This window comes from Pseudomonas sp. R38(2017), assembly GCF_002112395.1.
In the GTDB taxonomy this organism is placed as follows: Bacteria; Pseudomonadota; Gammaproteobacteria; order Pseudomonadales; family Pseudomonadaceae; genus Aquipseudomonas.
This window is the reverse complement of the sequence record NZ_NEHN01000007.1, coordinates 66,349-84,877: the sequence shown is the minus strand read 5'-3', so window position 1 is coordinate 84,877 and position 18,529 is coordinate 66,349. Positions and strand designations below refer to the sequence as shown.

Here is an 18,529-nt window from a genome sequence, read left to right as displayed (position 1 = left end):
CCATGCAAACTCGTGACGACATCTTCAACACCCTGCGCGATGCCCTGGTCGAGCTGTTCGAACTGGACCCGGCCCGTGTGAGCCTGGAATCGAACCTGTATCAGGATCTGGAAATCGACAGCATCGACGCCGTCGACCTGATCGACCACATCAAGCGCCAGACCGGCAAGAAAATCGCCGCCGAGGAATTCAAGTCGGTGCGCACCGTCGGCGACGTGGTCGAGGCGGTCTACCGTCTGGTTCAACCGGCCGCATGAGCCGATTGATCGGCCTCGGCCTGCTGCTTGCGGGCCTGTTGTATCCCTTTGCGGTGTATTTCGGCATGGAGCACTTTGCGCCGTGGCAGTTCGGCCTGCTGCTGGGCAGCCTGTGGCTGGCCCGCGCGCTGACCGGCGAGCGCAAGCCCGGCAGCCTGTGGATGGCTTGCGTGGCGATCATTTTCTGCCTGCTGCTGGCGCTGTTCGACAGCCCTCTGTTACTGCGCTGGTACCCGGTGCTGATCAGCGGCTTCATGTTGATACTGTTCAGCCTGAGCCTGAAATATGGCCCGCCGATGGTCGAGCGTATGGCGCGAATTCGCGAGCCGCAACTGCCGCCCGAAGCGATCCGCTACACCCGCCAGGTCACCGTGGCCTGGAGCGTGTTCTTTTTCTGTAACGGCTTGTGCGCGGCCCTGCTGACCCTTTGGGCGCCGCTGCACTGGTGGATGTTGTACACCGGCCTGATCTCTTACGGATTGATCGGCCTGATGTTTGCCATTGAATGGCTGATACGACAACGGGTAAGAGGTCACCCATGAACTGGATAAAACTTGAGCAGCTGTTGCTCAAGGATCTGCCGCAGCGCGCCGTCACCGTCGCGCCGGCACTCGATCACGCACAACTTCGCGAACAGGCCCTGAGCCTGGCGGCCGGCCTGCAAGCCAAAGGTGTGCAGCGAATCGCCGTACATCTGGAAGATGCCGTAGCACTGGCCGTCACCCTGCTCGGTGCCTGGCGTGCCGGCGTCAGCGTATTGCTGCCTTCGGATCTGCAAGCGCAGACCCGCCAGCGCTGGTCGCAAGAGGTCGACCTGTGGCTGACCGATCACGCAGACGACACGCAACTGAGCGATTTGCAGCACACCGCACTGACGGGTGCCGAACTGGATCTCGACCAGTGCCGCCTGAGCCTGTGCACCTCCGGCTCCAGCGGCGAGCCCAAACGCATCGACAAATCCCTGCGACAACTGGCCAACGAAGTCCAAGCCCTGGAGCAACTGTGGGGCGCGGATCTCGGCGAGGCCTGCATCATCGGCAGCGTCGCTACCCAACACATTTACGGCCTGTTGTTCCGTGTGTTGTGGCCACTGTGTGCCGGGCGCCCATTCCTGCGCAAACAACTGGCCTTTCCCGAAGACATGCAGCGCGCCAGCCGCGAACACCCGGCCTTCGCCTGGGTGGCCAGCCCGGCGCTGCTCAAACGCATGGGCGACAACCTCGACTGGCCGGCCCTGAGCGCCGTGCGCCGGGTGTTTTCCTCCGGCGGCGCGCTGCCGGCAGATGCTGCGCAGAGACTGCACCAGCGCTTGCAGCAGTGGCCGACGGAAATTCTCGGCAGCTCGGAGACCGGCGGCATCGCCTGGCGTCAGGGCCGACAGCTGTGGCAACCGTTCGCCGGTGTCGAGCTGAGCCAGGACGGCGACGGCGCACTGCTGATCGCGTCACCGTACCTGCCCGCCGGACATGTCGAACACACGGCGGATGCCGCACGCATCGAAGCCGATGGTCGCTTCGAACTGCTCGGGCGGCTGGACCGGATCGTCAAACTGGAAGAAAAGCGTATCTCCCTGCCGATGCTGGAACAGGCCCTGGTCGCCCACGACTGGGTCGCCGAAGCGCGGCTCGGTGTGGTTCAGGAAAACCGTGCGTCTCTCGGCGCCTTGCTGGTGCTCAGCGAATCAGGCCTGTTTGCCTTGCGCGAACACGGCCGCCGCAGCCTCACCGAAACCCTGCGCCGTCACCTCGGCGAACATTGCGAAGCCCTCGCCCTGCCCCGGCGCTGGCGCTTGCTGCGACAACTGCCGCTGAACCCTCAGGGCAAGTTGCCTCAGGCCGACGTCGAAGCGCTGCTGCTGGCACCGCGCCCGAAGGCTCCGGAGGTTCTGGAACAGACCGAAACCGAGGGCGAATGGAGCCTGCAACTGAGCGTGCCTCCAGACCTTGCCTACTTCAGCGGTCACTTCCCCAAGGCCCCGGTGTTGCCTGGCGTGGTGCAGGTCGAGTGGGCGCTGAACCTTGGTCGCCAACTGTTGAACCTGTCCGGCGCGTTCGTCGGCATGGAAGTGCTGAAGTTCCAGCAACTGGTGCGCCCTGGTGATGAAGTCCAGCTGCACCTGCGTTTCGACCCCGAACGCGGCAAGCTGTATTTCGCCTACCGCAACGACACCGCGACCTGCTCCAGCGGGCGGATTCTGTTGGGGACAGACGATGCATAACCCTTGCGCAGTCATCCCGGTCTACAACCACGAAACCGCGATTGCCACCGTAATCGATGCCCTGCTCGCCCAAGGCTTGCCATGCATTCTGGTGGACGACGCCAGCAGCAAATCCTGCGCAGCCGTGCTGGATGTTCTGGCCGAACGCGAGCGGGTGTATCTGGTACGCCTCACCACCAATCAGGGCAAGGGCGGCGCGGTGATGACCGGACTGCGTGAAGCCGCACGACTGGGCTTCACTCATGCCTTGCAGGTCGATGCCGACGGTCAGCACGACTTGCAGGACGTCAGCCGCTTCATCGAAGAATCCCGCGCCCATCCGCGTGCGCTGATCTGCGGTTATCCGCTGTACGACGCCAGCGTCCCCAAGGGGCGCCTGTACGCCCGTTACCTGACTCACGTGATGGTGTGGATCAACACCCTGTCGCTGCAGATCCGCGATTCGATGTGCGGTTTACGCGTTTATCCGCTGGAACCGACCCTGGCGCTGATCGACTCGGCGCGAATCGGCAAGCGCATGGATTTCGACTCGGACATTCTCGTGCGCCTGTCTTGGCGCAACCAGCCGATGCGCTGGTTGCAAACCCGTGTGCACTACCCGCTGGACGGCGTTTCGCACTTTCGGATGTTCCACGACAACCTGTTGATTTCGAGCATGCACACACGCCTGTTCTTCGGCATGTTGCTGCGCTCGCCCGTGATCCTCTGGCGACGGTGGCGCGCATGACGGTCGAAACCGACAAGAAGCACTGGGCCGACCGCGAAGAGCGCGGCAGTTTCCTGCTGATGAAGTTCACCGCGTTCGCCGCCAAGGTCCTTGGCCGGCGTCTGCTGAGCCCGTTGTTGTACGGCATCGTCCTGTACTTTTTCCTGTTCGGCCGCACAGCCCGGCGCAGTGCCTGGCAGTATCAGCAACGCCTCGCCGACTGGAGCGGCCACCACGAGTTGCGTCCGAGCCTGTGGCGCGTGTTCGGCCAGTTCATGGCGTTCGCCGATTCGTTGCTCGACAAGCTCGATGTGTGGAACCGCAAGCTGCGCATCGAGCAGATCGAAATCATCGACCCGGCGCTACTGCGCAATCAGTTGCGTGGCAGTCGCGGGCAAATGCTGGTGGGCGCGCACCTGGGCAACCTCGAAGTGTGCCGGGCGCTGGCGGAGATCGGCGAAAAGGTCACCATGAATGTGCTGGTGCACACCAAGCACGCCGAACAATTCAATCGCCTGCTGGGCGAGGCCGGTGCGACCAATCTGCGACTGATCCAGGTCAGCGAGCTGGACCCGGTAATCATGCTGCAACTGCACGAACGCCTGGAACGCGGCGAATGGCTGGCGATTGCCGGCGACCGCGTGCCGCTGCATGGCGGGCGCAGCGTGACCGTGGACTTTCTCGGCCATCCGGCGAGATTCCCGCAAGGCCCGTGGCTGCTGGCCGGCCTGCTGAAATGCCCGGTCAATCTGCTGATGTGCCTCAAGCAACCTGACGGACACTATCGCCTGACCCTCGAGCCGTTCACCGAGGTCGTGACCTGGACCCGCCGCGACCGCGAACAGGTCATTCATCAGTGGGCGACCCGCTACGCCGAACGCCTGAGTCACTATTGCCTGGAAGCCCCCAAGCAATGGTTCAACTTTTACCCTTTCTGGAAGACCGATGACGACGCCAACCCATGAGCCGGTAACCTTCGGCGAACGCCCTTTGCGCATCGAAGACGTGCTGGCCCTGGCCAACCGTCAGGCGCCCGTGCAGCTGCAGAGCGACGCCGACTACCGCGAACGCATCGCCAAAGGTGCGCGGTTCCTCGATTCGCTGCTGGACAAGGAAGGCGTGATCTACGGTGTGACCACCGGTTACGGCGACTCCTGCGTGGTGGCGGTGCCGCTGCATCACGTCGAAGCGCTGCCGCAGCACTTGTACACCTTCCACGGTTGCGGGCTGGGCAAACTGCTCGACACCCAGGCCACCCGTGCGGTGCTGGCGGCGCGTTTGCAGTCGCTGTGCCACGGCGTGTCCGGAGTGCGCATCGAACTGCTGGAACGCCTGCATGCCTTCCTCGAATACGACATCCTGCCGCTGATCCCCGAAGAGGGTTCGGTGGGCGCCAGCGGCGATCTGACGCCGCTGTCCTACGTTGCCGCGACCCTGTCCGGCGAGCGTGAAGTGATGTTCCGTGGCGAACGCCGCCAGTCCGCCGACGTACACCGCGAACTGGGCTGGACCCCGCTGGTATTGCGCCCGAAAGAAGCGCTGGCACTGATGAACGGCACCGCCGTGATGACCGGCCTCGCCTGCCTGGCTTACGCCCGCGCCGACTACCTGCTGCAACTGGCCACCCGCATCACCGCGCTGAACGTGGTGGCGCTGCAAGGCAATCCGGAACACTTCGACGAGCGCCTGTTCGCCGCCAAGCCGCATCCGGGCCAGATGCAGGTTGCCGCGTGGCTGCGCAAGGATCTGGCGATCGACGCACCGACCGCGCCGCTGCATCGCCTGCAAGATCGCTACTCGCTGCGTTGCGCACCGCACGTGCTCGGCGTGCTGGCCGACAGCCTGAACTGGCTGCGCTCGTTCATTGAGACCGAACTCAACAGCGCCAACGACAACCCGATCATCGATGCGGAAGCCGAGCGCGTGCTGCACGGCGGGCATTTCTACGGCGGGCATATCGCGTTCGCCATGGACAGCCTGAAAAACCTCGTGGCCAACGTCGCCGACCTGCTCGACCGGCAACTCGCGCTGCTGGTGGATGAACGTTACAACCACGGTTTGCCGAGCAACCTGTCCGGCGCCAGCGCCGACCGGGCGATGCTCAACCACGGTTTCAAGGCTGTGCAGATCGGCGCCAGCGCCTGGACTGCCGAAGCCCTGAAAAACACCATGCCGGCCAGCGTCTTCTCGCGCTCCACCGAATGCCATAACCAGGACAAGGTGAGCATGGGCACCATCGCCGCCCGCGACGCCATTCGCGTGCTGGAGCTGACCGAACAGGTGGCCGCCGCCACACTGCTGGCGGCCAATCAGGGCGTGTGGCTGCGTGGCCGTGATGAAGACGCGCGCCCACTGCCACCGTCCCTGGCGGCGATGCACGAAGAGCTGGCCAAAGACTTCCCGCCGGTGATCGAAGACCGTGCTCTGGAAGGCGAACTGCGCCTGTGTCTGCAACGTATCGCCGAGCAACACTGGAGGCTGCATGCGTAGCGCCGGAGTGCTTCACGCCGATACGGAAATCCTCGTGCCGTTCTTTGACGTCGACACCATGCACGTCGTCTGGCACGGCCATTACGTGAAATACCTGGAAGTGGCGCGCTGCGCGCTGCTCGACAAGATCGGCCACAACTACAACCAGATGGTCGATTCGGGCTACGCCTGGCCAGTGATCGACCTGCAATTGCGCTACGTGCGCGGCGCGGTGTTCGGTCAGCGGCTGAACGTGCGCGCCAGCCTGGTGGAATGGGAAAATCGCCTGAAGATTCACTACCTGATCACCGACGCCCAGACCGGCGAGCGCCTGACTCGCGCCAGCTCGGTGCAGGTCGCTGTCGAGGTGAGCAGCCGCGAGATGCAACTGGCGTCGCCGAAAGTCTTCACCGATGCCGTGGAAAGGATGCTGCGATGAATGTGTTTGTGAAATTCCTTGGGGCCCTGGCGCTGTTGACGCTGTCGTCGCTGACCAACGCCTTCGACCTGCAACAGTTGAGCGATCAACTGGCGAAACCGGACGTGATCCACGGCCAGTTCATCCAGGAAAAGCACCTGCGCGCCCTGCCCCAGCCGCTGATCAGCAAGGGCAGCTTCGTGCTGGCGAAAAACCACGGCCTGCTCTGGCTGCTGAAAACTCCGCTGCAACAGGATTACCGCATCAGCGGCAAAGGCATCGCCCGTCGTGACGTCAGCGGTTGGCAACTGTTGCCCGGCAAGAGCGCCGGCGCCGAACAGAACCGTCTGTTCCTCGCCGTGCTGCAAGGCGACAGCAGCGGTCTGCAACGGGATTTCGAACTGGCCCTGAGCGGCGATGCACAGCAATGGCATCTGACACTGACCCCGCGTTCGGTGCTGCTCAAGCAGGTTTTCAACCAGATCAACATCACCGGCGGCACGTTGGTGAACACCATCGAACTGCTGGAAACCCAGGGCGACAGCACTGTACTGCGCATGCAGGACAGCACCGCCGGCCAACCGTTGAGCGACGCGGAGCAACATGACTTTGCCGAGTGAACGCAGGCTGCCCTGGCTGTTCCTGATCCTGTTGCTGGCCGTCGTCGCACTGGGCGCCTGGCAGTGGCGCGACGGCGCACCGCTGTCGGCGAACCTGATGGAACTGGTGCCCGGCACTCACCCGGACGCGATCGAGCAGCGTGCCGAACAACGCATGCAGGAACCGCTCAACCGGGAAATGCTGGTGCTGGTCGGTCACACGGATCGCCAGCAAGCCGTCGCCATGGCCCAGACTTTGGGCGAGCAATGGCAGGCCAGCGGACTGTTCGAAAAGGTCCAGTGGAACCTGCAAGCCGATCTGCCCGCCCTGCGCACGCAACTGTTGCAAGGGCGACTGGCGATGCTCTCGGCGGATGATCGACAACTGCTGATCGAACACCCGGATGCCTTCACCCAGCAACGGGTGCAGGCGCTGTTCGATCCGTTCACCGGTTTCAGTCTGGTGCCGAGCCAGGACGACTGGCTGGGCCTGACTGGCCGTATCCAGAACAGCCAGCCGCAACACGGGGCGGTGCAACTGGACATCGGCAGCGGCGCGTTGATCGCCGATGCTGACGGCAAGAGCTGGGTGCTGCTGCGGGCACGTACCACCGGCAACGCCTTCGACATGAACCTGCCGCTCCAAGTCGCCGCGCTGCTGCAACACAGCCGCGAGCAAGCGGCGAAATCCGATGTACAACTGCTGGCCGCCAGCGGACTGCTCTACGCGGCCGACGGCCAACAGCAAGCGACCCGGGAAATTTCCTGGGTCGGCGGCGGCGCGACACTCGGCATTCTGTTGCTGCTGTTGCTCGCCTTCCGCCGCTGGCGGGTGTTGCTGGCGTTCATTCCGGTGCTGGTGGGCATGCTGTTCGGGGCAGTGGCCTGCGTGGCGCTGTTCGGGCACCTGCATGTCATGACGTTGGTGCTCGGCTCGAGCCTGATCGGTGTCGCGGTGGATTACCCGTTGCACTATCTGTCCAAGAGCTGGAGCCTCAAGCCCTGGCGCAGCTGGCCGGCGCTGCGCCTGACCGTCTCGGGCCTGACCCTGAGCCTGATCACCAGCGCCATCGGTTATCTGGCGCTGGCCTGGACGCCGTTCCCTGCCCTGACCCAAATTGCCGTGTTCTCCGCCGCTGGCCTGCTCGGCGCTTACCTGTCGGCGGTGTGCCTGCTGCCGGCGCTGTTGAGCAACGTCGAATTACGCCCGGCGCAATGGCCGTTGCGGCTGGCCGAACGCATGGTCAACCTTCGGAAAACCCTGCTGGAACACGTGCGCACACCGATTCTGTTCGCCCTGCTGATCGCCTTCTGCGCCGGCGGGCTGGTGCAACTACAGACCAAGAACGACATCCGCCAGTGGGTCGGCGCACCGCAGCATCTGACCGACGAGGCGCAGGCCATCGCCCGCATCACCGGCTATCAACCGACCAGCCAGTTCTTCCTGGTACGAGCAGAAAATCAGGAGCAACTGCTGGAACGTCAGGCCGCGTTGAGTGAGCGACTGGAGCAACTGGTCAACCTCGACAAGTTGCAGGGTTTTCTGGCGCTCAACCAACTGGTCAGCTCGCCGAGCCAGCAACAGCAGGTTCGCGAGGCGCTGAACAAGTTGCCGCAATTCTGGCAGCCGCTGCTTGAAGTCGGCGTACCGCTCGCAGCCCTGCAAACCGAACTGACACAGTTGCAGTCCCTGCCCGCCGAAGACATCGACACCGCGCTCAGCGGCCCGCTCGGCGAGCCCTACCGCACCTTGTGGCTCGGCCCGGTCGAGGGCGGTGTGGCGGCGATGGTCAGCCTGCAAGGCCTGAACAACCCGGCGCTGCTGCGGGTGCAGGCACTGGACCTGCCCGGTGTGGAGCTGGTGGATCGCCTCGGTGACCTTAACCGGGTGTTTGCCGAAACCCAGATCAGCGCCGCCGAACTGAAACTCGCCTCCTGCGTGCTGATCGTGCTGGTGCTGATTCTGCCGTTCGGTCTCGGCGGTGCATTGCGCATCGTTTCCCTGCCGCTGCTCGCCGCGCTGTGCAGTCTGGCCAGCCTCGGCTGGCTCGGTCAGCCGCTGACCCTGTTCAGCCTGTTCGGTCTGTTGCTGGTGACGGCGATCAGCGTCGATTACGCAATCCTGATGCGCGAGCAGGTCGGCGGCGCAGCCGTCAGTCTGCTCGGCACTTTGCTGGCGGCGCTGACGACCTGGCTGTCATTCGGCCTGCTGGCGGTGTCGAGTACACCGGCGGTGAGCAACTTCGGGTTGTCGGTAAGCCTCGGGCTGGCCTTCAGCTTCATGCTGGCGCCGTGGGCCGGGCGTCATGTCCATGCCGCAACAGTCGCGGAGCCGGCAACATGATGGTCGAAGTCTTCTGGGTCATGGCCCTGGCACTGTTCGCCGTGGCCACCCGTGTCGGTCGACATTTCGGGTTGATTCCGATTGTCAGCCAGTTGCTGCTGGCCAGCTTCATCCTGCCGCTGTTGATGTATTTCTGGATCGAACCGGGCTGGCAGCTCAGTGGCGCCGACCTGATTGCACCGGACTGGTTGAAAAACCTCTACAGCCTGAGTTTTGCGCTGTTGCTCGGGCACATTCTCAGCGACGTAATCGACCTGCGTCTGGACCGCCAGAGCGTGAAAATCGCCGTGCCGAGTTTCGCCGTGCCGTTCGCCTGCGGACTCGCAACGGCGTATTGGCTGCTGCCGGCGCAACCATGGATCAACTCGCTGGCGATCGGTCTGGTGTTCGCGATCACCGCGATCCCGGTGCTGTATCTATACCTGCGCCACATCGACTATCCGCCCGCCGCGACCCGGCGCCTGGTACAGACTGCGATCCTGATCGACCTGACCTGCTGGACCCTGTTCGGCCTCGCCCAGGGCAGCCTGCACCTGAGCAGCCTGTTGCTGCCGCTGGGACTGGCCTGCGTACCGTTGCTGCTGCGGGTGTTCGCAATCCGCCGGCCGCTGACTTACAGCCTGGGGTTCTTTGTGCTGCTGGTGCTGGCCGAACACTACAAGCTCAATGCGCTGATTTTCGGCATCGGCTATTTGCTGTGCATGGCCGTGCTGAAAGTGCCGCTGGTGCTGCCGTTGCCGGCACGCTGGATGAATCGTTTGCAGACCTGGATCGCGATTCCGCTGATCCTCACCTTTGGCATTGTGCAGATCGATGTGCACAGCGCCCTCGCCAGCCTCGGCGCTGTGCAATGGGCAGCACTGCTGCTGTTGCCGATCGCCAGCAAACTGCTCGGTAACTGGCTGGGCCTCGGCTGGGCCGGTGCGTCGTTCGAAGGCGCCAGCCGCTGGCGCGAGAGCGTGCTGCTGAACATTCGCGGTTTGAGCGAAATCGTCTTTCTCAACTTGCTGTTGCAACAACAGCTCATCAGCCCGGCGTTGTACTTTGCGCTGATGCTGATGGGACTGATTGCGACGCTGCTGCCGGCCTTCATCGGCCTGCACCGTGCGTCTCTGAACCCTATTACCGTACCCAGGAGCTCGCGTGCCAATCGTTGAAACGGAATCCCGTCAGGTCGTGATCATCGGCGCCGGCCCGTCCGGCGCCATTGCCGCTGCGTTGCTCAAGCGCAAGGGGCACGACGTGCTGGTCATCGAGCGCCAGCATTTTCCGCGGTTTTCCATCGGCGAAAGCCTGCTCAGTCATTGCCTGGATTTCGTCGAAGAAGCGGGAATGCTCGACGCCGTGAACGCCGCCGGATTCCAGCGCAAGACCGGCGCCGCATTTGCGTGGGGCGAGCGCTATAGCGCGTTCGATTTCGGCGATACATTCACTGGCGGCAAACCGACCACCTTCCAGGTACAACGCGCCGACTTCGACAAACTGCTGGCCGATCAAGCAGCGCTGCAAGGTGTGGAAATCCGTTATGGCGACGCCATTGTCAGCGTCGACTTCGAGCGTCCGCGTCCGCAACTCGATGTGCGTCGCGAAAACGGCAGCGAGTACCGTGTCGAGGCCGGTTTCGTCCTCGATGCCAGCGGCTACGGCCGCGTACTGTCTCGCTTGCTGGACCTGGAGGCTCCATCGAATTTCCCGGTGCGCCAGGCCGTGTTCACCCACGTCGAAGATCACATCGACCACCCGGCCTTCGACCGCGAAAAAATCCTCGTCACAACCCATCCGCAGCATCGCGACATCTGGTTCTGGACGATCCCGTTCAGCAACGGTCGCTGCTCGGTCGGCGTCGTTGCTGCCGCTGAACATTTCAACGGTCGCGATACCGATTTCGACGCTTGCCTGCGCGGGTTCATCGCCGAAACGCCAAGCCTGGCCAAGGTATTGAACAACGCCGTTTGGGATACCCCGGCGCGCACCCTTGGCGGTTACGCGGCCAACGTCAAAACCCTGCACGGCCCCGGCTTTGCGCTGCTGGGCAACGCGGCGGAATTTCTCGACCCGGTGTTCTCCTCCGGCGTAACCATCGCCATGCGTTCGGCGAGCATGGCCGCCGGCGTATTGCACCGGCAGTTGCAGGGCGAAACCGTGGACTGGCAAAGCGAGTTCGCCGAACCCTTGAAACGCGGCGTCGACACCTTCCGCGCCTACGTCGAGGGCTGGTACGCCGGCACTTTCCAGGACGTGATTTTCCATGAGCAGGCCTCCCCGGACATCCGTCGCATGATCTGCTCGATCCTCGCCGGTTACGCCTGGGACGAACGCAACCCGTTCGTCAGCGAAGCGCGCCGTCGGCTGAAGATGATTTCCGAACTCTGTGCAAAGGACGACACATGAATTACTTGAGCGACAGCTACGTCGAGGAAACCCGGTTCGGCTTCTGGTTCCTGCGCAGCCACACCTGGCAGCACCATGTATTGCGCGTGGCGATCAACGATTTGCGCGGCTTGTTCAGCGAGTCGCTGCCGGCCAACCCGGTGCTGCTGGATGCCGGATGCGGTCAGGGCAAATCCTTCGGCCACTTGCGCCAGACCTTCGCCCCACAGCGTTTGATCGGCGTCGATGCCGACCCGCACAGCCTGGAATTGAGCGCCGCAGAAGCCGCGCGCCAGGGCTTCGCCGTCGAGCTGATCGGCAGCGACTGCGCAACTTTGAATGTCCCGGATGCGAGCGTCGATCTGCTGTTCTGTCACCAGACCTTTCATCATCTGGTGGAACAGGAAAAGGCCCTGGCCGAGTTCTACCGGGTGCTCAAACCGGGCGGTTATCTGCTGTTCGCCGAGTCCACCGAGGCTTACATTGATACGTGGGTCATCCGTTGGCTGTTCCGCCATCCGATGCACGTGCAAAAGAGTGCGGCGCAGTATCTGGAAATGATTCGCCAGCAGGGATTCGAGTTCGGCGAGCGGAATGTTTCCTACCCGTACCTGTGGTGGAGCCGCTCAAAGGATTTTGGTCTGCTGGAACGTTTTGGCCTGCGCAAGCCGAAACCGTTTGGCCAGCGTGAAGAAACCCTGGTCAATGTCGTGGCGCGCAAACCGCTGGAAGAGGCCGTCTGATGTTGCGTGTTCTGATGCTCGCCTGCGCCTTGCTGCTGAGCGCTTGCGCCAGCCAGGCGCCGTTGCCTGTGGATAACCCGACGCTGCCCCTTCCGCTGCAATTGCACATCGAGCGCCAGCAAGCCGAACAGCGTCAGGACTGGTTGCTGGTGATCCAGCGCGAGGGCCCGGGCATTCGCTGGTCGATGATGGACCCGCTCGGCATCCCCCAGGCCCGTCAGCAACTGATCGACGGACGCTGGCAGGCTGACGGCCTGCTGCCGCCGAATCCGGAGGCCCGGGAGTTGTTCGCAGCACTGTTGTTCGCCCTGACGCCTGCCGGCGAGCTGTCGCGCAACTACCCCACCGCGCAGCAACACGGCGGGCAACGCACCTTGCCGGCACATTGGGACATCCGTTATGCACAACCGTTGAGCTTCGAATTGAACCTGCCCCAAGGCCCGCAGTATCGGGTTTCTCCCTTAGGTGAATCGACGCCATGACCGCCTACCTCAACGCCCTCGGCGTGATCTGCGCCCTGGGCCGTGACAAGCAAGAGATCGCACGCAAACTGTTCGCCGGCGATTGCTCGGGCATGCGCCACGAGTCAGGCTGGGTACCGGATCGCGAGTTGCCGGTGGCCGCGGTGCACGGTGATCTGGCACCGATTCCGCCACAGCTGGCGGCACACAAGAGCCGCAACAATCAGTTGCTGCTGGAAGCCGCGCTGCAGATTCGCACCCACATCGACGCCGCCATTCAGGCCTACGGCCCGGATCGAATTGGCGTGGTGCTTGGCACCAGCACCTCGGGTATCGACGAGGCCAGCCAGGGTCTGGCGCATTACGTTCGCAACCAACAGTTCCCGGACGATTACGACTACCGACAACAGGAACTCGGCGCCCCGGCGACTTTCCTTGCCGACTGGCTGCAACTGAGCGGCCCGACCTACGTGATTTCCACCGCATGCACCTCCAGCGCCAGGGCCTTGATGAGCGCACGGCGCCTGTTGGATCTGGGGCTGTGCGATGCGGTGTTGTGCGGCGGAGTCGACAGCCTGTGCAAGCTGACCCTCAACGGATTCTCGTCGCTGGAAGCGGTATCCGGCGAGCGCTGCAATCCGTTCTCGGCCAACCGAAACGGCATCAACATCGGCGAAGCGGCAGTGCTGTTCGTCATGAGCAAACAGCGCGGCGACGGCCCGGCCATTGCCCTGCTGGGCGCCGGCGCCAGCTCCGATGCACACCATATTTCCGCACCGGAACCGTCCGGCCGTGGCGCGTTGCAAGCCATGCAACAGGCACTGGGTCGCGCGCAGCTGCAAACCACGCAAATCAGTTATCTGAACCTGCACGGCACCGCCACCCAGCACAACGACGCCATGGAAAGCCTGGCCGTTTCCACCCTGTTCCCGCAGGGCGTGGCCTGCTCCTCGACCAAACCGATGACCGGCCACACCCTCGGTGCTGCCGGTGCGCTGGAAGCCGCGTTCTGCTGGTTGAGTTTGAGTGCCGACAACCCCGACCACGCCTTGCCGCCGCATGTCTGGGACGGCAAGGCCGATCCCGACCTGCCAGCGCTGAAGTGGGTGACCGCGAGCGAGCGCCTGGCGTCCATTGCACCCCGCTACCTGATGAGCAACTCGTTTGCCTTCGGTGGCAATAACGTCAGCCTGATTATCGGAGACGCCCCATGAATGACTGGCCGCTCGCCGAATTGCTGCCCCACGCTGGCGACATGATTCTGATCGACCGGATCCTCAGCTTCGACGACGAGCAGATCCACACCACCCTGACGGTCAAACCCGACGGCCTGTTCAACCTACCCGACGGCAGTCTGCCGGCGTGGGTCGGCGTCGAGCTGATGGCGCAGAGTGTTGCCGCGTTCGCTGGTTGCCATGCCCGGCAGAAAGGCAATGCGGTGGAGTTGGGCTTTCTGCTTGGCACCCGCAAGTTTGAATGCAATGTCGAGGCGTTTCCGGTCGGCTGTGAACTGACCATCCACGGCATCCGCTCGCTGGAAGACGACAATGGCATGGGTGTGTTCGAATGCCACATCAATGCGCCCGGCATCGAAGCCAGCGCCCGGCTGAACGTGTTCCGCCCGCCGCATGCGGCGCAATATCTTGAACAATTGAAGGAGTCGAACGATGACTGAATCCGTACTGGTCACCGGCTCCAGCCGTGGCATCGGCCGCGCCATCGCCCTGCGCCTGGCCCAGGCCGGCCACGATATCGTCCTGCATTGCCGCAGCGGCGTGGCCGAAGCGCAAGCGGTGAAAGCCGAAGTCGAAGCGCTGGGTCGCACCGCGCGCATCCTGCAATTCGACGTGGCGGATCGCGAAACCTGCAAGGCCATCCTCGAAGCCGACGTCGAAGCTCACGGCGCCTATTACGGCGTAGTGCTGAACGCCGGCCTGACCCGCGACGGCGCGTTTCCGGCCTTGAGCGATGACGATTGGGACGTCGTATTGCGTACCAACCTCGACGGTTTCTACAACGTCCTGCACCCGGTGATGATGCCGATGATCCGCCGCCGCGCGGCCGGTCGCATTGTTTGCATCACCTCGGTCTCGGGACTGATCGGCAACCGTGGCCAGGTCAACTACAGCGCTTCCAAGGCTGGCGTGATCGGTGCCGCAAAGGCGTTGGCGATCGAACTGGCCAAGCGCAAAATTACAGTCAACTGTGTCGCGCCGGGCCTGATCGACACGGCCATGCTCGACGAAAACGTGCCGGTGGAAGAGCTGATGAAAATGATCCCGGCACAACGCATGGGCACCCCTGAAGAGGTGGCCGGTGCGGTGAATTTCCTGATGTCGGCGGAAGCGTCGTACATCACCCGCCAGGTCCTGGCGGTCAACGGAGGCTTGTGCTGATGAAGCGCGTTGTCGTCACCGGCATGGCCGGCATCACCTCGCTGGGCAGCGACTGGGACACCATCGCCGGCAACTTCGCGGCCAACCGCAGCGGCATCCGCCGGATGGACGAGTGGGATCGTTTCAGCGAACTCAACACCCGACTGGCCGGGCCGATCGATGATTTTCTGGTGCCGGAGCACTGGACCCGCAAGCAATTGCGCAGCATGGGTCGGGTCTCGCGGCTGGCAGTCGGCGCAGCCGAAAAAGCGTTGGCCGATGCCGGCCTGCTCGGCGACGAATCGATCAAGGACGGACGCATGGGCGTGGCCTGCGGCTCGTCCACCGGCAGCACCGACGAGATCAAGGCGTTCGGCAACATGCTGCTGAATTCCGTGGCCGAAGGCCTGAACGCCAACTCTTACGTGCGGATGATGCCGCACACCACGGCGGCGAACATCAGCATCTTCTTCGGCCTCACCGGCCGCCTGATCCCGACCTCCAGCGCCTGCACCAGCGGCAGCCAGGGCATCGGCTACGCCTACGAGGCGATCAAGTTCGGTCGCTTGCCGCTGATGCTCGCCGGCGGCGCCGAAGAACTGTGCCCGACCGAGGCCATGGTGTTCGACGCGCTGTACGCCACCAGCCTGAAAAACGATGCGCCGCAAACCTCGCCACGCCCCTACGACAAGGGCCGCGACGGACTGGTGATCGGCGAAGGCGGCGGCATGCTGGTGCTCGAAGAACTCGAACATGCCCTCGCTCGCGGTGCGCATATTCACGCCGAAGTCGTCGGCTTCGGCAGCAACGCCGACGGCCAGCACACCACCCGTCCGGAACAAGTCACCATGCGCCGTGCGATGGAGCTGGCACTGGATGACGCCGGCCTCACGCCTGACGCCATCGGTTACGTGAACGGTCACGGCACGGCCACCGAGCAGGGCGATATCGCCGAGACTCTGGCTACCAGCAGCCTGTTCGGTGAACACATGCCGATCAGCTCGCAGAAAAGCTTCCTCGGCCACACCCTGGGTGCCTGTGGCGCACTGGAATCATGGTTCAGCATCGAAATGCTCAACCGTGACCTGTACGTGCACACGTTCAACCTCGACGAGGTCGACCCGCACTGCGGCAAGCTCGATTACCTGCGTGGTGAATTCCGCCAGATGCACCACGACTACGTGATGAACAACAACTTCGCGTTTGGTGGGGTCAACACCTCGCTGATTTTCCGCCGCTGGACGCAACCGAATTAATCCAGGTCAAGGAGACCTCCATGCGTTTTAACCAACTCGCTGCCACCCTGCTCATCTGTACCTTGCCGGCCGTCAGCCAGGCCCGTGATACGGCGGTCTATCTGCCATTCGACAAAGCGGTTGCAGAGGCAACCCGCACCGGCAAGATCGACGGCAGCGTGAAGTTCTATCTGGCGGGCAACGCCCCGGCCGGCAAAGTCAGCGTCGTCAGCCCCGGCGCGGTGACCAACAAGAAGACCAACGCCTTCAACAAGTCCGACCAGGAAGCCTGCGAGTGGGTCGTGCAATCGGCGATCATCAGCCTGCACCAGGCGGCGAAAAACGCCGGCGCCAATGCCGTGACCAACATCGTCAGCTTCTACAAGAGCAACGAGCGCAAGGACACGAAAAACTACGAATGCCACGCCGGCGCGATCATGGCCGGTGTAGCGTTGAAGGGGGATCTGGCGACGGTTCAGTAACGGCCAGAACGACAAAGGGCGCCTTCCGGCGCCCTTTCAGTTCAAATCATGGGCTTGCGTGCAACTTCAGGCCCAGCGCTTTCATGACTTTGAGGATCGTTCCAAACTCGGGATTTACCTCGCCTGACAGTGCGCGATAAAGACTTTCCCGTGACAGCCCTGCATCGCGCGCGACCTGGGTCATGCCACGCGCCCGAGCGATAGTGCCAAGTGCCTTGGCAATAAAAGCCGGGTCGGCACCCGCCTCCTCCATACAGGCGTCCAGATAGTTGGCCATGTCCTCTTCTGTCTTGAGGTACTCGGCTGAGTCCCAACGAGTGAATTGTTCGGTCATGGGTTTTGATCCTGCCAGGATTCCGCGATGAGCCTGGCTTGCTTGATGTCTCGAGATCAGCTGTAGCCACTGAGCTACACCCTCTACATAGACTTCTCTCTTTCCGATACACGGCGTCTACACTCGTCATACCCGTAATTTGCTGCGCATTACGTCAAGGAGATGACCATGCAAGCTAAAGCCCTGATCGCCGCCGCCCTTTTCAGCCTGCTCCCCAGCGCCAGCCACGCCACCAATCTGATGTACATGCCGTTCGAAACCGTGCTGTCGGATGCGATTCGGGCCGGGCGGCTGGATGGCAGTGTGAAGTTTTACCTGATCGGCAATGGACCTCAGGGGACTCAGCGGATGTTGCAACGCGGTGTGGTCAGCGACCTGAAGACCAACGGCTTCAACAAGAGCGATCACGACTCGTGCGAGTGGGTGCTGCAATCGAACCTGATTGCCCTGCAGGCTCGGGCCAAGCGTGTCGGGGCCAATGCGGTGACCAATATCGTCAGCTACTACGACCAGCACGTACGCAAGGATCTGAACACATACGAATGTCGCGCCGGGGTGTTTGTGACGCGTGTGGCGTTGAAGGGGGATCTGGTGCGGCTGCCCTGATCAACCGGCTTCAACCTTGCGCGTGAGCAACTCGACGAATGCCTTGGCCATCGGTGATTTCTGGTCCTTGCGCTGCACCAGCCACACGGCCGAAATCGCTTCAGGGTCGAGCAAGGGTCGATAAACCACGCCATCGATGCGCATCCGCTGATAGGACGCCGGCAGCACCGACACGCCCAAACCCGCCGCTACCAGACCGATGATGGTCATGGCTTCGCCCGCCTCCTGCGCAAAATGCGGACTGAATCCGGCATCTCGGGCCAGGTTGATAAGTTGCGAGTACAAACCACTGCCGTAGCTGCGCGGAAAAAACACAAACGGTTCGAGGGCCAGTGCCGAGAGGAACAGCCCCTCTTCAGAGCCCTGCGCCAGCGGATGTTTGGAGCTGAGCACGGCCACCAGCGGCTCGCGCATCAGTTCGACCACGCTGAGCGAATCCGGCAAACCCAGCGGCCGCATGATGCCGACCTCGATCGACTCGTCCACCAGTGCATCTGCCACCTGAGTGCTGCTCATCTCCCGCAGGTTCAGATGCACGGCCGGGAAGCGTTGGCGAAACGAGAAGATCGCCTGGGGTATGGTCGAGTTGAATGGCGCCGACGAGGTGAAGCCGATCTTCAGTTCACCCAGCTCGCCGAGTTGCGCGCGGCGGGCCACGTCGGCTGCTTTATCGACTTGCGCGAGCACCAGCCGCGCTTCCTCCAGAAACAGTCGCCCGGCCTCACTGAGCTCGACCCGACGATTGGTACGCTCGAAAAGCCGCGCGCCGACTTCTTGTTCCAGCGCCTGAATCTGCTGGCTCAGCGGTGGCTGGGAGATACCCAGCACCTGTGCGGCGCGGCCAAAGTGCAGTTCTTCGGCCACGGCGATGAAGTAGCGCAGATGACGCAATTCCATGAACACTCCATTAGG

The 18,529-nt window shown here is 63.0% G+C and carries 21 protein-coding genes; 19 read left to right on the top strand and 2 right to left on the bottom strand.

What is annotated here, in order from left to right; genetic code table 11:
- The first annotated feature begins 2 nt into the window (after window positions 1-2).
- From CAF87_RS19075 to CAF87_RS18990, 18 genes are read left to right on the top strand one after another with little or no spacing between them, the layout of a single operon-like run.
- A complete protein-coding gene (locus CAF87_RS19075) occupies window positions 3-257 on the top strand; it encodes an acyl carrier protein (RefSeq protein ID WP_007909503.1) in 255 nt (84 codons plus the stop codon).
- Entirely contained in the window at window positions 254-799 is a 546-nt protein-coding gene (locus CAF87_RS19070; RefSeq protein ID WP_085732595.1) for a hypothetical protein, read from the top strand. The genes CAF87_RS19075 and CAF87_RS19070 overlap by 4 nt, the downstream gene beginning before the upstream one ends.
- On the top strand, window positions 796-2,475 hold the full coding sequence (locus CAF87_RS19065; RefSeq protein WP_085732594.1) for an acyl-CoA synthetase family protein: 1,680 nt from the start codon (window positions 796-798) through the stop codon (window positions 2,473-2,475). The genes CAF87_RS19070 and CAF87_RS19065 overlap by 4 nt, the downstream gene beginning before the upstream one ends.
- Window positions 2,468-3,202, top strand: coding sequence for a glycosyltransferase family 2 protein (locus CAF87_RS19060; protein WP_085732593.1), 735 nt, complete (start codon window positions 2,468-2,470; stop codon window positions 3,200-3,202). Before CAF87_RS19065 ends, CAF87_RS19060 begins: the two co-directional genes overlap by 8 nt.
- Window positions 3,199-4,146, top strand: coding sequence for a glycosyl transferase (locus tag CAF87_RS19055; RefSeq protein WP_085732592.1), 948 nt, complete (start codon window positions 3,199-3,201; stop codon window positions 4,144-4,146). Before CAF87_RS19060 ends, CAF87_RS19055 begins: the two co-directional genes overlap by 4 nt.
- On the top strand, window positions 4,127-5,671 hold the full coding sequence (hutH, locus tag CAF87_RS19050) for a histidine ammonia-lyase (RefSeq protein ID WP_085732591.1): 1,545 nt from the start codon (window positions 4,127-4,129) through the stop codon (window positions 5,669-5,671). The genes CAF87_RS19055 and hutH overlap by 20 nt, the downstream gene beginning before the upstream one ends.
- The gene (locus CAF87_RS19045; RefSeq protein WP_011332100.1) at window positions 5,664-6,089 is read left to right on the top strand and encodes a thioesterase family protein; all 426 of its coding nucleotides are present in this window, start codon (window positions 5,664-5,666) and stop codon (window positions 6,087-6,089) included. Before hutH ends, CAF87_RS19045 begins: the two co-directional genes overlap by 8 nt.
- Window positions 6,086-6,688, top strand: coding sequence for an outer membrane lipoprotein carrier protein LolA (locus CAF87_RS19040; protein ID WP_085732590.1), 603 nt, complete (start codon window positions 6,086-6,088; stop codon window positions 6,686-6,688). The genes CAF87_RS19045 and CAF87_RS19040 overlap by 4 nt, the downstream gene beginning before the upstream one ends.
- The gene (locus tag CAF87_RS19035) at window positions 6,672-9,011 is read left to right on the top strand and encodes an MMPL family transporter (RefSeq protein ID WP_085732589.1); all 2,340 of its coding nucleotides are present in this window, start codon (window positions 6,672-6,674) and stop codon (window positions 9,009-9,011) included. The genes CAF87_RS19040 and CAF87_RS19035 overlap by 17 nt, the downstream gene beginning before the upstream one ends.
- The gene (locus CAF87_RS19030; protein WP_085732588.1) at window positions 9,008-10,168 is read left to right on the top strand and encodes a sodium:proton antiporter; all 1,161 of its coding nucleotides are present in this window, start codon (window positions 9,008-9,010) and stop codon (window positions 10,166-10,168) included. The genes CAF87_RS19035 and CAF87_RS19030 overlap by 4 nt, the downstream gene beginning before the upstream one ends.
- Entirely contained in the window at window positions 10,155-11,402 is a 1,248-nt protein-coding gene (locus CAF87_RS19025) for an NAD(P)/FAD-dependent oxidoreductase (protein ID WP_085732587.1), read from the top strand. Before CAF87_RS19030 ends, CAF87_RS19025 begins: the two co-directional genes overlap by 14 nt.
- Window positions 11,399-12,124 carry a class I SAM-dependent methyltransferase gene (locus CAF87_RS19020; protein WP_085732586.1) on the top strand — a complete coding sequence of 242 codons (726 nt, stop codon included), beginning with the start codon at window positions 11,399-11,401 and terminating at the stop codon, window positions 12,122-12,124. Before CAF87_RS19025 ends, CAF87_RS19020 begins: the two co-directional genes overlap by 4 nt.
- Entirely contained in the window at window positions 12,124-12,606 is a 483-nt protein-coding gene (locus CAF87_RS19015) for a hypothetical protein (RefSeq protein ID WP_085732585.1), read from the top strand. The genes CAF87_RS19020 and CAF87_RS19015 overlap by 1 nt, the downstream gene beginning before the upstream one ends.
- A complete protein-coding gene (locus CAF87_RS19010) occupies window positions 12,603-13,799 on the top strand; it encodes a beta-ketoacyl-[acyl-carrier-protein] synthase family protein (RefSeq protein WP_085732584.1) in 1,197 nt (398 codons plus the stop codon). Before CAF87_RS19015 ends, CAF87_RS19010 begins: the two co-directional genes overlap by 4 nt.
- Window positions 13,796-14,260, top strand: a complete 465-nt coding sequence (locus CAF87_RS19005) for a hotdog family protein (protein ID WP_085732583.1) — start codon at window positions 13,796-13,798, stop codon at window positions 14,258-14,260. The genes CAF87_RS19010 and CAF87_RS19005 overlap by 4 nt, the downstream gene beginning before the upstream one ends.
- Window positions 14,253-14,981 carry a 3-oxoacyl-ACP reductase FabG gene (fabG, locus tag CAF87_RS19000; protein WP_085732582.1) on the top strand — a complete coding sequence of 243 codons (729 nt, stop codon included), beginning with the start codon at window positions 14,253-14,255 and terminating at the stop codon, window positions 14,979-14,981. The genes CAF87_RS19005 and fabG overlap by 8 nt, the downstream gene beginning before the upstream one ends.
- Complete coding sequence (locus CAF87_RS18995; protein ID WP_085732581.1) at window positions 14,981-16,216, top strand: beta-ketoacyl-ACP synthase; 1,236 nt, start codon at window positions 14,981-14,983, stop codon at window positions 16,214-16,216. The genes fabG and CAF87_RS18995 overlap by 1 nt, the downstream gene beginning before the upstream one ends.
- A 20-nt stretch (window positions 16,217-16,236) precedes the next feature.
- A complete protein-coding gene (locus tag CAF87_RS18990) occupies window positions 16,237-16,677 on the top strand; it encodes an excinuclease (protein ID WP_085732580.1) in 441 nt (146 codons plus the stop codon).
- Between the two features lie 46 nt (window positions 16,678-16,723).
- Here CAF87_RS18990 and CAF87_RS18985 read toward each other — a convergent pair whose 3' ends face one another.
- On the bottom strand, window positions 16,724-17,011 hold the full coding sequence (locus tag CAF87_RS18985; RefSeq protein ID WP_085732579.1) for an addiction module antidote protein: 288 nt from the start codon (window positions 17,009-17,011) through the stop codon (window positions 16,724-16,726).
- A gap of 168 nt (window positions 17,012-17,179) precedes the next feature.
- Here CAF87_RS18985 and CAF87_RS18980 point away from each other — a divergent pair, with 168 nt between their 5' ends.
- The gene (locus tag CAF87_RS18980; RefSeq protein ID WP_085732578.1) at window positions 17,180-17,617 is read left to right on the top strand and encodes an excinuclease; all 438 of its coding nucleotides are present in this window, start codon (window positions 17,180-17,182) and stop codon (window positions 17,615-17,617) included.
- On the opposite strand, the gene CAF87_RS18975 is transcribed toward CAF87_RS18980, so the two are convergent.
- On the bottom strand, window positions 17,618-18,514 hold the full coding sequence (locus CAF87_RS18975) for a LysR family transcriptional regulator (RefSeq protein WP_085701104.1): 897 nt from the start codon (window positions 18,512-18,514) through the stop codon (window positions 17,618-17,620). It abuts the gene before it with no gap.
- Window positions 18,515-18,529 lie beyond the last annotated feature (15 nt).

Coding starts and splice junctions, on each gene's coding strand:
- CAF87_RS18985 (WP_085732579.1), bottom strand. CDS start 17,011: ATGACCGAACAATTCACTCGTTGGGACTCAGCCGAGTACCTCAAGACA.
- CAF87_RS19020 (WP_085732586.1), top strand. CDS start 11,399: ATGAATTACTTGAGCGACAGCTACGTCGAGGAAACCCGGTTCGGCTTC.
- CAF87_RS19070 (WP_085732595.1), top strand. CDS start 254: ATGAGCCGATTGATCGGCCTCGGCCTGCTGCTTGCGGGCCTGTTGTAT.
- CAF87_RS19055 (WP_085732592.1), top strand. CDS start 3,199: ATGACGGTCGAAACCGACAAGAAGCACTGGGCCGACCGCGAAGAGCGC.
- CAF87_RS19015 (WP_085732585.1), top strand. CDS start 12,124: ATGTTGCGTGTTCTGATGCTCGCCTGCGCCTTGCTGCTGAGCGCTTGC.
- CAF87_RS19060 (WP_085732593.1), top strand. CDS start 2,468: ATGCATAACCCTTGCGCAGTCATCCCGGTCTACAACCACGAAACCGCG.
- CAF87_RS19075 (WP_007909503.1), top strand. CDS start 3: ATGCAAACTCGTGACGACATCTTCAACACCCTGCGCGATGCCCTGGTC.
- CAF87_RS19030 (WP_085732588.1), top strand. CDS start 9,008: ATGATGGTCGAAGTCTTCTGGGTCATGGCCCTGGCACTGTTCGCCGTG.
- fabG (WP_085732582.1), top strand. CDS start 14,253: ATGACTGAATCCGTACTGGTCACCGGCTCCAGCCGTGGCATCGGCCGC.
- CAF87_RS18975 (WP_085701104.1), bottom strand. CDS start 18,514: ATGGAATTGCGTCATCTGCGCTACTTCATCGCCGTGGCCGAAGAACTG.
- CAF87_RS19045 (WP_011332100.1), top strand. CDS start 5,664: ATGCGTAGCGCCGGAGTGCTTCACGCCGATACGGAAATCCTCGTGCCG.
- CAF87_RS18990 (WP_085732580.1), top strand. CDS start 16,237: ATGCGTTTTAACCAACTCGCTGCCACCCTGCTCATCTGTACCTTGCCG.
- CAF87_RS19040 (WP_085732590.1), top strand. CDS start 6,086: ATGAATGTGTTTGTGAAATTCCTTGGGGCCCTGGCGCTGTTGACGCTG.
- CAF87_RS19005 (WP_085732583.1), top strand. CDS start 13,796: ATGAATGACTGGCCGCTCGCCGAATTGCTGCCCCACGCTGGCGACATG.
- CAF87_RS18995 (WP_085732581.1), top strand. CDS start 14,981: ATGAAGCGCGTTGTCGTCACCGGCATGGCCGGCATCACCTCGCTGGGC.
- CAF87_RS19065 (WP_085732594.1), top strand. CDS start 796: ATGAACTGGATAAAACTTGAGCAGCTGTTGCTCAAGGATCTGCCGCAG.
- CAF87_RS18980 (WP_085732578.1), top strand. CDS start 17,180: ATGCAAGCTAAAGCCCTGATCGCCGCCGCCCTTTTCAGCCTGCTCCCC.
- CAF87_RS19035 (WP_085732589.1), top strand. CDS start 6,672: ATGACTTTGCCGAGTGAACGCAGGCTGCCCTGGCTGTTCCTGATCCTG.
- CAF87_RS19010 (WP_085732584.1), top strand. CDS start 12,603: ATGACCGCCTACCTCAACGCCCTCGGCGTGATCTGCGCCCTGGGCCGT.
- hutH (WP_085732591.1), top strand. CDS start 4,127: ATGACGACGCCAACCCATGAGCCGGTAACCTTCGGCGAACGCCCTTTG.